This is a genomic window from Psychroserpens sp. (assembly GCF_045105015.1).
Lineage (GTDB): Bacteria > Bacteroidota > Bacteroidia > Flavobacteriales > Flavobacteriaceae > Psychroserpens.
In genome coordinates this window covers 1-16,822 of the sequence record NZ_JBGCCX010000149.1, presented here as the reverse complement: position 1 = coordinate 16,822, position 16,822 = coordinate 1, and the positions used below count along the sequence as shown (strand labels likewise).

Annotated in this window: 16 protein-coding genes; all 16 read left to right on the top strand. The window is 29.6% G+C overall.

Annotation, left to right across the window (positions count from 1 at the left end):
* On the top strand, positions 1–551 hold a 551-nt coding region (locus AB8B90_RS11565; RefSeq protein ID WP_405337035.1), incomplete at its 5' end, for a sugar nucleotidyltransferase.
* Between the two features lie 4 nt (positions 552–555).
* Positions 556–2,001 (top strand): lipopolysaccharide biosynthesis protein, encoded by a 1,446-nt coding sequence (locus tag AB8B90_RS11560; RefSeq protein ID WP_405337033.1) that lies wholly within the window; start codon positions 556–558, stop codon positions 1,999–2,001.
* Positions 2,002–2,178: 177 nt separating this feature from the next.
* Positions 2,179–3,609, top strand: coding sequence for an NDP-hexose 2,3-dehydratase family protein (locus tag AB8B90_RS11555; protein ID WP_405337031.1), 1,431 nt, complete (start codon positions 2,179–2,181; stop codon positions 3,607–3,609).
* Position 3,610: 1 nt separating this feature from the next.
* Positions 3,611–4,588, top strand: a complete 978-nt coding sequence (locus AB8B90_RS11550) for a Gfo/Idh/MocA family protein (RefSeq protein WP_405337029.1) — start codon at positions 3,611–3,613, stop codon at positions 4,586–4,588.
* Positions 4,581–5,693, top strand: coding sequence for a DegT/DnrJ/EryC1/StrS family aminotransferase (locus tag AB8B90_RS11545; RefSeq protein ID WP_405337027.1), 1,113 nt, complete (start codon positions 4,581–4,583; stop codon positions 5,691–5,693). Before AB8B90_RS11550 ends, AB8B90_RS11545 begins: the two co-directional genes overlap by 8 nt.
* A 68-nt stretch (positions 5,694–5,761) precedes the next feature.
* Positions 5,762–6,586, top strand: a complete 825-nt coding sequence (locus AB8B90_RS11540; RefSeq protein ID WP_405337025.1) for an HpcH/HpaI aldolase/citrate lyase family protein — start codon at positions 5,762–5,764, stop codon at positions 6,584–6,586.
* A gap of 12 nt (positions 6,587–6,598) precedes the next feature.
* A complete protein-coding gene (locus AB8B90_RS11535) occupies positions 6,599–7,066 on the top strand; it encodes a MaoC family dehydratase (protein ID WP_405337023.1) in 468 nt (155 codons plus the stop codon).
* Positions 7,056–7,964 (top strand): HpcH/HpaI aldolase/citrate lyase family protein, encoded by a 909-nt coding sequence (locus tag AB8B90_RS11530; protein ID WP_405337021.1) that lies wholly within the window; start codon positions 7,056–7,058, stop codon positions 7,962–7,964. The genes AB8B90_RS11535 and AB8B90_RS11530 overlap by 11 nt, the downstream gene beginning before the upstream one ends.
* 1 nt (position 7,965) lies before the next feature.
* Complete coding sequence (locus tag AB8B90_RS11525; RefSeq protein WP_405337019.1) at positions 7,966–8,634, top strand: acetyltransferase; 669 nt, start codon at positions 7,966–7,968, stop codon at positions 8,632–8,634.
* A 46-nt stretch (positions 8,635–8,680) separates the two neighbouring features.
* Positions 8,681–9,679 carry a glycosyltransferase family 2 protein gene (locus AB8B90_RS11520; protein ID WP_405337017.1) on the top strand — a complete coding sequence of 333 codons (999 nt, stop codon included), beginning with the start codon at positions 8,681–8,683 and terminating at the stop codon, positions 9,677–9,679.
* Positions 9,680–9,730: 51 nt separating this feature from the next.
* The gene (locus AB8B90_RS11515; protein ID WP_405337015.1) at positions 9,731–10,570 is read left to right on the top strand and encodes a hypothetical protein; all 840 of its coding nucleotides are present in this window, start codon (positions 9,731–9,733) and stop codon (positions 10,568–10,570) included.
* A gap of 26 nt (positions 10,571–10,596) precedes the next feature.
* Positions 10,597–11,439: a sulfotransferase domain-containing protein gene (locus AB8B90_RS11510; RefSeq protein ID WP_405337013.1), complete on the top strand. Its 843-nt coding sequence runs from the start codon at positions 10,597–10,599 to the stop codon at positions 11,437–11,439.
* A gap of 19 nt (positions 11,440–11,458) precedes the next feature.
* Positions 11,459–12,418 (top strand): hypothetical protein, encoded by a 960-nt coding sequence (locus AB8B90_RS11505; protein WP_405337011.1) that lies wholly within the window; start codon positions 11,459–11,461, stop codon positions 12,416–12,418.
* Positions 12,418–13,434, top strand: coding sequence for a glycosyltransferase (locus AB8B90_RS11500; RefSeq protein WP_405337009.1), 1,017 nt, complete (start codon positions 12,418–12,420; stop codon positions 13,432–13,434). Before AB8B90_RS11505 ends, AB8B90_RS11500 begins: the two co-directional genes overlap by 1 nt.
* A gap of 11 nt (positions 13,435–13,445) precedes the next feature.
* A complete protein-coding gene (asnB, locus tag AB8B90_RS11495) occupies positions 13,446–15,347 on the top strand; it encodes an asparagine synthase (glutamine-hydrolyzing) (RefSeq protein ID WP_405337007.1) in 1,902 nt (633 codons plus the stop codon).
* Between the two features lie 122 nt (positions 15,348–15,469).
* Positions 15,470–16,567: a glycosyltransferase family 4 protein gene (locus AB8B90_RS11490; protein ID WP_405337005.1), complete on the top strand. Its 1,098-nt coding sequence runs from the start codon at positions 15,470–15,472 to the stop codon at positions 16,565–16,567.
* The last annotated feature ends 255 nt before the right edge of the window (positions 16,568–16,822 follow it).

Below are 16,822 nucleotides of genomic sequence, written 5' to 3'. Positions count from 1 at the left end.
GTGATAATATTTTTTATGGAGCAGGATTACAAAAAATATTGAAAGAAGCTATAGACACTGTTAGTGATAAAAGAAAAGCAGTAATTTTTGGTAATTATGTAAAAGATCCAGAACGATACGGAGTTGCTGAATTTGATAATCAGCGTAACGTGTTAAGTTTAGAGGAAAAGCCTAAAGACCCAAAATCAAATTTTGCTGTAGTTGGATTGTACTTTTATCCGAATTCGGTTATTGAAATAGCAAAAAATGTAAAACCTTCTCATCGAGGAGAATTAGAAATCACATCTGTAAATCAAGCCTATCTTGAAGAGGAAAATTTAAAACTTCAGTTATTAAGTAGAGGCTTTGCATGGTTGGATACTGGAACACATGAAGCACTTACTGAAGCTACAGAATTTGTAAAAGCGGTTGAAAAGAGAACAGGTTTAAAAATTGCATGTTTGGAAGAGATTGCATTGAGTTATAAATGGATAAGTAAAGAAGGATTAGCTGATAGAGTCAAAAATCTAAAAGGTGATTATTATGATTATTTAAAAGCAATCTTAGCATAGAAACATGTCGTTAAAACAAAAAACTATTAATGGTTTAGTATGGAGCTTTATTGAAAGTTTTTCTAAACAAGGAATAAATTTTATTATTGGAATTATCCTTGCAAGACTACTCCTGCCTGAAGAGTTTGGGCTTATTGGCATGATTGCCGTATTTATTGCAATTTCTACATCTCTAATTAATTCAGGATTTACACAAGCTCTTATAAGAAAGAAAGACTGTACAGATACAGATTATTCAACCGTTTTCTACTTTAATTTGATTGTCGGTATTTTACTAGCGTTAAGCTTGTTTTTTGCGGCACCATACATAGAGCTATTTTTTGATGAACCTCAATTGAATTCCATTGTTAAGGTGTTTTCAGTTGTTTTGATATTTGATGCATTTTCAATAATACAACGGACTCAACTCATAAAGCGAATTGATTTTAAACTTCAAACTAAGATCACATTAATAGCTGATGTTGCAAGTGGAATAGTGGCTATAATTATGGCATATTATGGATTTGGCGTCTGGAGTTTAGTAGTTAAACAATTAATAGGACGTGGACTTCATTCAATATTGTTGTGGTTTTGTAATAAATGGATGCCTAATTTAATATTTAGTAAATCTTCCTTTAAAGAGTTGTTCGGTTTTGGTTCAAAATTAATGTTAAGTGGATTATTTAGTTCAATTTTTCAAAACATATATTTACTATTTATTGGAAAATTTTTCTCAGCCGCAGATCTAGGTTTTTATACACGTGCAGATCAATTTAAAAAATTGCCTTCTCAAAATATCAATTCGGCCATCCAAAGAGTTACTTTTCCTGTACTATCAGAGCTGCAAGATGATATTCCTAGACTAAAAAGCACTTTTCGTCAAATTATGAGAAGCGCAATGTTTATTACAGCTGTTTTAATGATTGGCTTAGGAGCTGTGTCAGAATCCCTTATTTTAACTTTATTAGGAAGTAAATGGTCAGAATCTATACCATTACTGCAATTGCTGGTTTTTACAGGAATATTATATCCGATGCATTCACTTAATTTAAATATTCTAAAAGTTTATGGTTATTCTGGTAGGTTTTTAAGATTAGAGATACTAAAGAGAGTTTTAGTAATTCCCGCAATAGCACTTGGGTTTTTTTATGGAATTAAATGGATGATAGTTTGTATTATTGCCAATAATTTAATCGCATACTTTATGAATAGTTTTTGGAGTGTAAAGTTGATTAATTATTCATCCATACAACAACTTAAAGATATTTTACCCTCTCTTTCTGTTGCAATAGTTATGGGGATTATCGTATGTTTTTTTGATTATTTTATAAATTTCAATCCGTTGCTTGAGTTAATATTGCAAATATTAATAGGTAGTACTTTTATAATTGTCTATTCAGAAGTCACTAATTTTAGTGATTATATTTACATAAAAAAAACACTCTTAAAAAAATTTAGAAAAGTTAGGTAAGGAATTCTAACTTCAATAAAATAGATGAAATTTTAATTCTAAATGTGTGTTTTTTGAGATTTAAAAGAAGGAAATTGAATATTTTAGCTGTCCAAGATATGTTTTTAAAACTATTTATATTAAAGCATTAGAATAAACTATGGGTAATCATATTATTCCAAATTATTAAATTAGAAAATGGATATACATAAAAGTCTTTTATTTCTGAAGTCCGCATTTGCTCTAGATACTACGCAAGTAACTACAAATTATGCTATAAATTGGATAAAAGAGCAAAATCAAAAAATAAAAGTTGAAGTAAAAAAAATACCCTTTAGTAGTATGGATCTTTGGGGATTTGATGAATCCAAATCGATACTGAAACATCAAACGGGTAAGTTTTTTACTATAGAAGGCATTAATGTCAAAACCAATTGGGGAAAAGTAAAACAGTGGTCTCAGCCTATCATCAATCAGCCTGAAATTGGGTATTTAGGATTTGTAACCAAAGAATTTGATGGTGTTTTGCATTTTTTATTACAAGCTAAGATTGAGCCAGGGAACGTGAATAATGTTCAATTATCTCCTACTTTGCAAGCTACAAAAAGTAACTACACTAGAGCGCATAAAGGTAAAGCTCCAGCTTACTTAGATTTATTTGTTAATGCTACACCAGATCAAATTTTGTTAGATCAGCTACAGAGTGAGCAGGGAGCTCGATTTTTAAAGAAGAGAAATAGAAATATTATCATTAAAGTTGATGAAGATCTTGAATTATTTGACAACTTTATATGGCTCTCACTTGGTCAAATAAAACATTTAATGTGTCACAATAATCTAGTAAATATGGATACTAGAACAGTTATTTCAGGAATCCCTTTTGGTAATTTCGATGATGAGCAATTAAACTCATTTAATTTTTTCGATTCTGAAGTCAATGAAAATTCCATTGAAAATAAGTTTTTAAAATCAACTTTACTAACAAAGAATACCTTACATACTTTAGATGATATTGTTAATTATGTAACAAAACAAAAATGTAAATATGAATTAGAAGTTGAATCACTTCCTCTTTCTGATATTAAAGATTGGATTATTGATGATAATTCTATTCATCATAAAGATCACAAATATTTTAGTATCATAGCTGTAGAAGTGAGTATTGAAAATAGAGAGGTTGTTAAATGGACACAACCTATGGTAGAACCTGCCCAAGAAGGGTTATGTGCATTTGTTTGTAAAGAAATTAATGGTGTTTTGCATTTTATTGTTCAGACTAAATTAGAATGTGGTAATTTTGATATTATTGAGTTCGCACCTACTGTACAATGTCTTACTGGAAATTACAAAAATACAGCTAAAGATAAATTACCGTTTTTGGATTATGTTTTGGATGCACCTAAAAATCAAATAATATTTGACACGATTCAATCGGAGGAAGGTGGAAGGTTTTATAAAGAACAAAATAGAAATATTATGATATTTGCTGGAGATGAAATAGAAGTTGATTTGCCTGATAATTATATTTGGATGACCATAAATCAATTGCAAACCTTCATACGATTTAATAATTACATAAATATACAAGCTAGAACTTTGTTGGCAGCTATATCATTTAAAAGCGAATAGGATGACTAAAATTAGAATAGGAATACTTGGCTCATCAAATATTGCAAAAAAAGCAATTATCCCAACATTGGTTTCGCTTGATCATATTTTTGAAATAGTCGGTATAGCGAGTAGAGACATTTCAAAAATTAAAGATCTTACTAAGACTTTAAATGTAGAGGCTTTTCAAGGATATGATGCAATTCTAGATAAGACATTTGTAGATGCAATTTATATCCCATTACCAAACGCTTTACATTTTGAATTCGTAGAAAAAGCTTTAAAAAATGGTATTCATGTCTTAGTTGAAAAATCATTAGGATGTAATTTGTCGGAGGTTACAAAACTAGTATCTTTAGCTCGAAATAATAGGTTAGTTCTCATGGAGAATTTTCAATTTAGGTTTCATAGTCAATTAAAATTTTTGATTGATAAATTGAAAAGCAAAGAAATTGGAGACATTAGAGCTATCAAAGCTTCTTTTGGTTTTCCGCCTTTTAGCGATTTAGACAATATTAGATACAAAAAAGAATTAGGTGGAGGTGCGCTCTTGGATGCAGGAGCTTACACCGCTAAAATATCACAAATCATTTTAGGGTTTGGATTAAGTGTAGAAGCTGCTTCACTCAATAAAACACCTAAAGATGAAGTAGATATTTGGGGTGGAGCATTTTTAAAACAAAAAGAGAACGGATTATTCTCTTCTTTAGCATTTGGATTTAATAATTATTATCAATGTGGTGTAGAAATTTGGTGTAGTGAAGGTAAAATTAGTACGAATCGATTGTTTACAGCACCACCAGGTTATAAACCACTATTTGAAATAGAAACACCACAAGATAAACAAACCATAGAATTACAAAGTGACAATCATTTCGTAAATATGTTGACTCATTTCTATGATTGTATTTATGATGAGGAATTAAAAGAAATGGAAAATCAACAGAATCTAGATCAAGCTCGTATTATAGAAGGAATTAAAAATAAAGCATATGAATAACAAGCCAATTTACGTTACACAACCATCATTACCTCCTTTAGCTGAATATATTGAATTGTTAGAAGATGTATGGGAAACAGGAATATTGACGCATAACGGACCTAAGGTTGTTAAATTTGAAGAAGATCTTAAAAATAAACTTGGAGTCGACAACATTTCGACGCTTACCAATGGAACTATTGCACTTCAAGTAGCGATAAGAGCTCTTGAAGTAAAAGGAGAAATTATAACAACTCCATTTAGTTGGGTTGCAACAATTAGTGCCATAAAATATGAGGATTGTACGCCTGTATTTTGTGATATTGATCCGGAAACGTTCAACATTGATGTAAATAAAATTGAAGAACTGATAACCGATAAGACAGTTGCAATAATGCCTGTTCATGTTTTTGGGACTCCTTGCAATGTTGAAGCTATAAAAAAGATTGCTGAAAAACATAATCTTAAAGTTATTTATGATGCAGCTCATGCATTAGGATCAACAGTAAAAGGCGAGAGTGTTTTAAATTATGGAGATGTTTCTGCGACAAGTATGCACGGAACAAAATTATTAAATACAGCAGAAGGTGGTGCTTGTATTACTTCAGATATAGATCTCGATGAAAAAATAAAAAGCATTAGGTTTTTTGGTCATGATAAGAGTAAAAATATTGTTCAAGACGGCTTTAATGGGAAAATGACTGAGATACATGCGTCACTAGGTTTAGCAAATTTAAAATACTTTGATGCTGTGTTAGAAGACAGAAAGTTAAAGTATAAAAGATACCATGATACACTTAAGATAGATAAGGATTTAAAATTTCAAAAAGTGGAATTTGGAGAAACAAACTATTCTTACTTTCCAGTAGTGTTTGAAACAGAACAACAATTATTGAAAGCAATGAATGCTTTTAATAATGCTAATATTTTTCCAAGAAGATATTTCTACCCATCACTTAATAACTTAAAAAATATTGTGAGTTATTCAGCATGTCCAGTTTCAGAAGATATAGCCAGTAGAATTATATGCTTGCCATTGTACTTCAATTTAACTGTTGAGCAAGTTGACTTAATTTGTCAATTATTACTAAAAACTCTAAACACTAAGAGGATAGAAGTTGTTTAAATGTTTTTTTGTTAATAATGCAGTTGACACTTTTGTGATAACATCTCAAACGCATAAGATGTAAGTTTATGATTGAAAGTTATTTTTTTATTCCAGGAGATAAACCAAATTATCTAAATAAAATTGATAATATCAATGCAGACTTTTTTGTAATTGATTTAGAAGATGCAGTTTCGATAAACAATAAGCAATCTGCTATAGAACTTGTCTTATCATTAGAGTTTAGTCAAAACATGTATCTAAGAATTCCATTCTTTGATAATTGCTATACAGCCAAACAAATTAGAGATTTAATAGTGAAGTTTGAGGGGCAAATCGTACTTCCAAAAATTAATTCGTTAGAAGATATTAACACTGTGATTTCAATGTCAGACGATATTAAACTAAAAATGATTGTCCTAATTGAGAATCCATCTAGTTTTGTAGCGATTCCTGAAATACTAAAAAGATTTTCAATTCAAATCCGTGCCATTGGTTTTGGTAGTCATGACTTTTGTTCTATAGCTGGAATTAAACACACTTTAGAGCACTTAGCTCACTATAAGCGCCAATTGATTTTGTATGCAAAAGCATATAATGTTGCATATATAGATGGAGTTGATTTAGATCTAAAAAACTTTTCTCAATTTAAAAAAGAATGCATTTTTGCTTTTGAGTCAGGTGCAAATGGTAAATTTATTATTCATCCTAAACAGTTGGATGAATTAAATAAAGTTGAGTTTATGACTGAAGAAGAAATAAATCAACTTAATTTTGTCTACGATAAGATCAAAGATGTTTCAATTAATGATATTGATGTTTTTACTGTTGATGGTAAGGTATTTGAAAAACCACATGTAATTCGTATAAAATATCTGTTTGAAAAAATGAATAAAACACAAAGTAAAATTTAGAATTTGTAATTTATGGAAGCAAATAAAATGGGAAATTATTTTGAAGACTTTGTTGTTGGAGAAGTAATCGAACACTGTCAATCAAAAACAATTTTTGAATCAGATAATAATCTATTTTCGATGTTGACAATGAATCATCATCCTGTACATACTAATATTGATTATTGCAAAGACAATCAGCATGGTCAAGTTTTAGTACCAGGAACATTGGTGTTTTGTTTAGCAGTGCATTTAACTGTACTTGACGTAAGTGGAAAGGCAATTGCTAATCTAGCATATGAAAATATAGACCATTTAAAACCAACCTTTATTAATGATACTATCTACAGTAAAACAGAAGTCTTAAGTAAAAGAGAATCAAATTCTAAAAACGATAGAGGGATAGTTTATGTAGAAACTACGGGTTATAATCAAGATAACATAGATGTTATAAGGTTTAGAAGAAAGATTTTAATTAAAAAAAGAAATCATGAAGGATAAACTACAATTACTGCGTAGTATGATGTTCGTTCCTGGGCATAACGAAAAATTAATTGATTCGGCTTCAAGAAGTACTGCAGATGCTCTTATTTTCGATTTAGAAGATAGTGTTCAGCCAGAAACTAATAAACTTCTTGCGAGAGAGGTTATTACTAGAAGGTCTAAAGACAAACAATTTGACCGTTTTCAAAAGTTCGTAAGATTAAATGAGATAGAAACTGAATTCTTTTTACAAGATGTTTTAAAAGTTACACATGGTAACATAGATGGATTTTTATTATCTAAAACCAATACCAAAGAAGATGTTCAGTATTTAGATAATCTGTTAACTTCAATAGAATTAGAAAGAGGTTTAGAGAAAAACACATTTTCCATAATTCCCATTCTAGAAAGTGCCTTGTCAATAGTTAATATTAATGAAATTGCAATTTCCTCTGAAAGAATTATTGCTTTAGGATTTGGATCTGAAGATTATGTTTCCGACATACAAGGCGTAAGAGATTTTGAAACAAATGTCAGTATTTCTTTTCCACGAAAACTTGTGCCAATTGTAGCCAGAGCTCATAAATTAGAAGCTATAGATGCAGCTTATATTCATGTTCATGATTTAGAAGGTCTAGAGAGACATCTTGAAACAGGTAAGATTCTTGGGTATGGTGGAATGTGGGTTTTACATCCAAAACAAAATGAAAAAGTAAATCAAATATTTAGTCCGACTGATAAAGAATATGAGGATTCAGTTGAGTTCTTGAGGCTATATGATGAAGCAAAAAAGCTCAATAAAGGTGTTGCTATTATTGAAGGTAAGTTTGTCGGACCTCCTCTAATTACTAAATCTAAAGATATTATAGCAAGAGTAGAGCTAATTGAAAAACGAAGAAAACAGTTTGAGAGTTAAAATGGAAAAAGTAATAATAATTGGAGGAAAAAGTTCAGCAACATTAATTGCTGATTATATATACGATGCGCAACATACCTACGGAAAACCTATAGAGTGTATTGGTTTTGCGTATAACGATGAACCCATAGGAGCTGATATTAATGGTTTTCCTGTATTGTGTAGAATCGAAGATGCTTATGAAAAATATAAGGACGATCAGGATGTTAAGTTTATATTTCAATCCTATAATATTCAATCAATGCAAGAAACGATTGATTTTAAAGATAGTTTGGGAATACCATTGGATCGATATTGTACCTTTATTCATCCGAGTTGCATGATCGCTAGAAGTGCATCAATTGGAATAGGTACAATAATATTAGCACATACCGTAGTCAATCCTAAAGCTAAAGTTGGTCAATTCAATTCATTAATGAGTGGTGTAACTGTTGGACATGATGGTATTGTTGGGAACTACAATTTAATAGCAACCCAAGCTATTGTTGCTAATATTGTTATGGGAGATCGCAATTTCATTGGTATCAATGCTACTACTAATAATAAAATAACTATTGGTGATGACTGCATGATCGGAATGGCTTCTAATGTTGTTAAAGATGTTCCTTCAGGTACTAAATGTTTTGGTAATCCTGCTAGAGCGGTAGACACACCAAAAAGGTTGAGGTAACTTAATATTGAATTTGAAAAAAGAAATTTTCCACTAAAATTTTCACATGAGTGATATAAAAGTTTCTATTTGCTGTCTAGCTTTCAATCATGAACATTTTATTAGACAATGTTTAGATGGCTTCATGATGCAAAAAACTAATTTTGCTTTTGAAGTTTTAATTCATGATGATGCTTCAACAGATGAAACAGCAAATATCATACGAGAATATGAACACAAGTATCCTGATATTATAAAACCTATTTATCAAACTGAAAATCAATATTCAAAAGGTGTTTCAGTCACTGCAACAATTAATTTCCCAAGAGCAAAAGGGAAGTATATCGCCATGTGTGAAGGTGATGATTATTGGACAGATCCAAACAAATTACAAATTCAGGTTGATTTATTAGAAAAACATAACTTAGGCTTTTCTTTTCACGCTGCCGAAATTTTTAAATATGGTGTTAACGATGTTAAGAAAGATAAGTCTGTGTACTATTATGGTGAAGAGATTAAAATTCTTTCAGCTATAGATATTCTTAAAAAGAATGGTCAAAATATTAAGACTCCAGTAGCTTCATTTGTTTTTGAGAAAGAAATAGTTGATAAGTTGAAATTTGAGCATCCAGCGTTCTATTCTAATAAAATTTCACATTCTTTTCTTATACTTTGGGCAGCTTATTGTTCAAAAATAATTTATGTACCAAGGTTTATGTCAATTTATAGACACGATCATACAGAGTCTTGGAGTTATAAGATGAAAAGTAATGCTGTTTTTAAAAAACATTATAACTTAAAAGTCATCAACTCTTACAATGCTTTCAATAAAATCACACAATTCGAATTCAGTTCTTTATTTCAAATAAATATAAATAATAGAATTTTTAATGTGTTAAAAAATATTGATATACCCTTAAAGGATAGAATTGATTTTTTTAATGAGACGAAGGAGAATTTTAACACTAAAAATAAATTAGCATGGTTTTTTATTTTTAAACATAAAAACATGCATCATTTAGTAAATTGGCTCTTTAAAACATATAAGAAACTTTTAAAGAAATAAATAATTTCACTTTGTTTTCTAAACCTAATTGTGTCAATCGAAACGAATAAAATGGTAATATCTAAAAGTATTAATATTGAGTTATGTAATTCTAATGAAGAAATTATAAGTTCAATAAGAAATTTAATTTCGAATAAATATGACCATTTGTTTGTCGCTGTGATAGCTCACGGTAGCTTTGGAACCAATGAGATAATTCGTTACAGTGATTTTGACGGACTTATTATCGTTAAAGACGAATTTGCTGATTCTGATGACTTGACATCTTTTAAAAAAGAATCGATGAGATTTCTATTAAAATTTGACCCATTACAACATCATGGATGGTTTCAAATTAAAGAATCTCAATTAAAAAATTATCCCCAATTTTATTTGCCTTATGAAGTTTTAAATCACTCTAAGTTGATTTATCCAATCCTTAACAATATAGAGATTAATCTTACCTTCAATTCTGATAATGTAGATTACAAGAGAAGTTTAAAACAATTAATTAATAGCATTGAAAATCACTCTAGTTCAGAGTCTATGCGATTATATGAGCTCAAAAGTTTTTTAAGTAAAGTAATGCTTTTACCTACAATGTATTATTCAGCAAAGATGAATAAAGGTCTCTTTAAAAAAGATAGTTTTACTGTAGTTAAAGGAGATTTTAGTAGCCAAGAATGGAATTGTATTGAAACTGCTTCTGAAATTAGATCTCATTGGAGTTACAGTCTAAGTGCTTTTCAAAATTTGATAATGACACGACCTGAAATAATTTTTAGAAGATTAACTAAAAAATTTGTCTCTCCTAAGGTTAGTAATGAAATCAACAAAAAATTGAATCCAGCATTTTATAAAAGTTTAAAATTATTTATTAAAAAGATTAATAAAGATATCTTCGCGAATTAATTTATTTTTGAAAAATAATAACATTTATGAATAAGAGGATTAAACAGTTAAGGTATTATTTTTTAAATAAAGTTTGTGGCACTAAACGAGACGTGCCAATATTTATATTTGGATATCATAAATGTGGTACTAAGCTACTGGGCAAGGTGTTTTTGCAACTTTCTTTAAAGTATGGATGGAAGTTTGTTAGTATAGCTGGTTCTGTAGATGAAATCCCTAATGCTGATGTAGTTTTCTTTTTACATTCTCAAGTTGATTACAGTAAGCTCCCAAAAGAATATATAGGTATTCATATGGTAAGAGATCCTCGAGATATAATCATTTCAGGTTACTTGTATCATAAAAGAACTGTTGAGGAATGGTGTGTGAACAAAAATTTTCAAACTGAAAATCCTATTGTTTATCCGCAAGTTCCAAATTCTCAAATGTATCGATCGGAGCAATGGAAAATAGATTACTTAAACAGTCTAGAAGGTCAGTCTTATCAAGAAAAAATTAATGCCTTGAACGAAGAGGACGCTATTCTTTATGAAATGAACCACTATGGCAAATGGACAATTGAAGATATGCTTAAATGGGATTTTGAAAAAGCAAATGCATTAGAATTAAAATTTGAAGACGTCATGGAGAACTATGATGAAAACATGATGACTATTTTTAAACATTGTAAGTTTTCAGATGCTCAAATAGCAGTAGCCAAAACTATCGCTGATAAAGAGGATATTAATAAAATGAGTAAAAAAGATATTGAGAAACATAAGCACATATCTTCTGTTAAAACTAAGAAATGGCAACGTTTTTTTAACGAAAATCACATTGCCTATTTTGATAAACATTTTTCTGAGGTCATAAAAAAATATAATTATTAAGTTAGATAGAAAGACGTATATGAGACTCGTAGATATTCCTAGAAAGTTTAATGAAGATGCATACCATAAGGCAATGGACAGACAAGTGGATGTGTTGTCTAAAGTAGAAGGCGTAAAATCTATTTATCAAATAGGAGGGTTGTCAACTCCTGGAATTTCTGATATTGACTTGGTTGTCGTCTTTAAAGATGGCTATAACTACAATTCAAATCCAAGAGTTAATAATGATAATATTGGTAATTATCTCTTTACTCATGGTTTATATGGCGCTTCAGAAAAGCATTTTCAAAATTCATTAAAGTTTACGTTTTTTCATAATTTTAGATTGCTTTCTGGTGAAGATGTTGAATTACAAAATAAAACTTTAGAATCTGATCAAATTATATTAAAAGAACAAATCGCTCTAGAGTTTTTATTCAAAATGTATGTGAATTTAGTCATTCAAAAATCATATAATACTATTAAATTAAGATCATTGTTTTTGCATATTAAGGCACTTCCATATGATTTTGAATTTTTAAATATTCACCCTGAAGAATTAATCAAGTTGGTTCATAAAGGTGTTGATTTAAGGAATAATTGGTTTAGCGGAAAGGTGTCTAAAAAGGATGTTGTCCTATGGTTTAAAGAATTCTTTACAGCCTATGAGATATTTTTAAAAGACTTGTTTGAAAATTGTAGTATGAATGCTGCTTTTTTAAAGTTTAAAATTGCACCAAACATAGAGATTTGTAATGCAGATGCACTTGGATTTAAAAGAAAAGGCTTTGTGTTTCCTGATCCGTTTAATTTTTTAGATACAAGATATTTTAAAGCGCTCAATAGATTGAATGATTTTAAAATAAATGTGCCAATAAGTGTAGATTCACCAGAGATAGTAAAAGCTTATTTTGATTATGCCGATGAGGTTGGCGATTATAATAATGAGTTTTTACCAAACTTTATGACCTTAACATCAAGTTTAAAAGTTTATAAATAATGCCAAAAGATCATTTGAAAATACAGTGGTTAACAAAGTCACCAGCAATGCAGTCTTATTTTGATAATGTGAGTGATTTTCAATTTACAGGAGGCACGCTTTATGAAATTGATGCAATTAATTCTATAAAAAAAGAATATGAAATTTCAATAAATTCTCATTACATAAAAAATGAAAATGCATTAAAATATTTTTTCAAGAATCATAAACAAACCATTGATGCAGACATTTGTGTGTCAGATCCTTTTGTATTAGCATTTAATAAATTGGATTACAATAAATATAATATTGCCATTATTCATCATATTGATGAAAGCATTGGAGAGAAATCAATTTTTGGTAAATTATTTTTAAAACAATTATTAAAAAACCTTCGAAAGGTTGACATGGTTGTTGTGGTTTCTGAATTTTGGAAATCTTATTTAGAGAAACGTCATATTAAAAACGTTAAAGTCATCTATAATTCTTATGATTTACAAGATTTTCAATTTGAAAAAAGAGATATTGAAAACTTAAAAGATAAATTGAATCTTGATCCTAAAAAACCTACTGTTTATATAGGTAAGATTGGTCAGGGTAAAGGAGTGGAGAAAATATTAGAGCATATAGACCATTCTAAATTTAATTTAATAACCTCTGGAAAAGGAAAAATTAAAAATGAAACCGTAAAGTCCTTTTTTCTAACAAGAGAAGAATTCCCAGTGCTTTTGAAAATTTCGGATGTCGTTCTCGCAATGTCTACAATGCCTGAAGGTTGGAATAGAATTGCTCATGAAGCTCTGTTGGTAAAGACTCCTGTTATTGGTTCAGGGACTGGAGGCATGAAGGAGTTGCTTGAGAAATCTGGCCAAAAAGTGGTGACTAATTTTTCTGATTTAGAAAATGAAATTCAGCATAGCATTAGTAATAAAAAATATTTAGGTAATTTGGGATTCGATTTTGTGAAACAATTAGATATGGACTACTTTCAGTCAGAATGGTTAGGGTTGATAGATCAGGTTAAGCAAAAACTTTAATAGGAAATTGTATGTGTGGTATTAACGGAATATTTCAATTGACATCTGCGAACTTTGATATAAAAGATGCAGTTGTATCTATGAATAATGTTCTAGAACATCGTGGACCTGATGATAGTGGAGTGTGGGTTGAGGAACAATCTAGCCGATTGGCATTAGGGCAAACAAGACTTAGTATTTTAGATCTTTCTGATGCAGGTCACCAACCTATGCACGATACTTCAGCAAAAAATACAATTGTTTACAATGGAGAAGTATTTAATTTTAAATTACTTAATGATAGATTTTTAAAAGGTGAAAGGTTTAATTCACATTCCGATACTGAAACCATTCTAAAACTTTACAATGAACTTGGTGTAGAAATGCTACACCACCTTAATGGTATGTTTGCCTTTGCAATTTGGGATGCTAAAAAAGAAGAACTTTTTCTTGCTAGAGATCGCTCTGGTAAAAAACCATTATATTTTACAGAAATGAATGGGAATTTTTCCTTTTCATCAGAGCTTAAAGCCCTCTTTGAGCTGCCTTGGATAAAAAAGGAAATAGATAATAAAGTACTTTACGATTTTCTAACATTCAATACCGTTGCTACTCCACATACAATGTTTAAAGGCATTGCTAAGTTTAAGCCTGGTCATTATATGATTGTCAATAAGCAAGGTATTAAAACGTACGAGTCTTTTAATGATTTAAAGCATAGAGATCTTAATTTTTCTTCCGAAAAAGAATTGGAAGATATGGTGTTTAATAAACTTGAAGAATCTGTAAGATTAAGAATGATTTCTGATGTTCCTGTTGGTGCCTTTTTAAGTGGAGGAGTAGATTCTTCCGCTATTGTAGCATTGATGCGAAATAATACCCAAAAAGAAATCAAAACTTTTACAATTGGATTTGAAAATCAACCAAATTATAATGAATTACAATATGCTGAAAAGATTTCTAAACGATATGATACCAATCATTTTGTAAAAGAGGTAACTCCAAATGATCTTTTAGATTTTATACCAAAAATCACAGATATCTACGATGAACCTCAGGCTGATCCTACAGCTATACCTATTTATTTTATTTCTCAATTAGCTAAAAAAGAGAATATTAAAGTTGTTTTAAATGGTGATGGTCCCGATGAATTATTTAGTGGATATAGTAATTATGAACGTTATGTGAAAACATATCAATATTTTAAAATTGCTAACAAAGCACCAAAACTTGTTAAAGGTTTAGCCAATTCTATAGTAGATAAGATTAGACCTGATAGTCCATTGTCTGAAATGACGAATAGGTTATATAATCAACAAGATTTTGCTTGGCCAGGAGCTGGTGGTATTAAAGAAGGTGTAAAGAGTCGCTTAATTTCTGATTATTTTAAAGACAGTGTGAATGGACATTCGTCTTATAATTATGTGAAGCAATTAAAGGACGATTATCATAAGTTTTTGGACGGACATAAATTTGATTATGTAAATTGGTTGTGTTACTCTGGCTATAGACAAGCTGTAATAGAACAGTTTCTGTTTAGAGCAGATCGTTTAGGGATGGCAAATTCTATAGAAACTAGAAGTCCGTTTCTAAATCATGAAATGATTCAACTAGCATTATCAATACCTGGTCATTACAAAATTAAAAATGGAATTAATAAATATATTCTAAAGAAATCACTAGAAAGAATTTTACCTAACGATATTCTATATCGAAAAAAAATGGGTTTTAACTTACCAATTAGAGAATGGGCAAAAGACACTATTTATAATGGAGTTAAAGACAATATAGTTCAGTTTAATAACGACACTAATTTGTTTAATGTCGAAACTGTAAATTCACAATTAAAATTATTAAAAGAAGGTAACGAACAGTATACTAATACAATTTGGACTATTTATTTTTTAATTAATTGGCACAAAAAATGGTTTTAACTATTTGATTAGCTCTAACAACAGCAAACGAGATTCATTGAAATAAAAGTGAATAAAATGATCTTTATCGGTGTCACTAAGTTGTAATTGAGTTTTTACAAATGTTATAATATAAAGATGATATGACAAAAATATTGTGGCTTTCTCCCGCTTTAAATCATTATAAAGCAAGATTTTTAAATCATTTAGCAAATGATGCTGAGATACAACTGCACATACTTTCTGGTACTGGTCGAAATAAAATGGGAGACCATGAAATTGATGATCAAGATTGGAAATTTAGTCACGATAGGATTGATGTTCCTAAATCAAAATTCGGTTTTTCTAAAGATGTTAAATTGTTTTTAAAAAATGAAGCACATTTATTTGATTGGATTATGATTCCAGCTGAAAAAAAGAATTTACCTTTATTTGTGTTTCTAACTAATCATTGCAAAAAATTAAAAAACACCAATATCTTTTCATATAATCACCCGGTTTTAAAAACAAAAAACAAAAATTTAAAAGTTTTAGATTTATGGTTGTCTAAATTTTTTTTTAAAAAACTAGATCGAGTTGTGTTTTATACTAAAGAAAGCATGAAGCTTGCTATTAATGAAAATTTAATTGCTGCAAAAAAAGCATTTTGGGTAAATAATACCATTGATACCATTGAAGTTGATAAGTTTTATAACTTCGTAGCACCTCCTGAGGATACAAAACGACTGTTGTTTATTGGAAGGTTAATTGACTCAAAACAAGTGCCCGAATTATTTAAGTATTACAACGAAATCAAGAAAAATATAGTTGATTTAAAACTCGAAATTATAGGAGATGGACCAATGTCTGAAGTTGTTGAAAGAGCTAGTGGAGATGATGAAAATATCATTTGGCATAAGTCGCTTGTTGATGAAGAAAAAATTGCTCCTATAATGTCAAGATCATCCTTAGTCTTTGTGCCTGGACATTCTGGATTATCTATAAATCATGCCTTTGTTTATGGAAGGCCTTATGTGACTTTAGATGCTGATAAACACGGTCCAGAGATTAATTACTTAATTGACGGTGAAAATGGTTATATTTTAAAGGGAAGTTTTGAAAGTAATACACAAAAATTATCAGATTTATTAACAGATAATAATAGACTCAATTCTTTCTGTCAAAATGCAAATACAAAAGGTAAAGAATTATCTGTTGAAAAATGGGTAGCTCAAACGAAAGGTAATTTGTTAGATGGGTAATAACAAACCAAAAATACTATTTGTTGGTCCTACCCCTCCACCTTACTCTGGCCCAGAACTGAGTATGCAGTAGTTTTTAGAATCTGAAATTCTAAATGAAGCTTTTGATATAAAGTTTCTCAAAACAAATTTTAGAAGCGATAACACAAAAAAAGGAAAATTAGACTTCTCAATGATTTCTAACTTTTTTATTTTCTTTTCTAAGTTGCTTAGATTGTTAATTTCTAATAACATCAAATGTGTATACTACCCAAT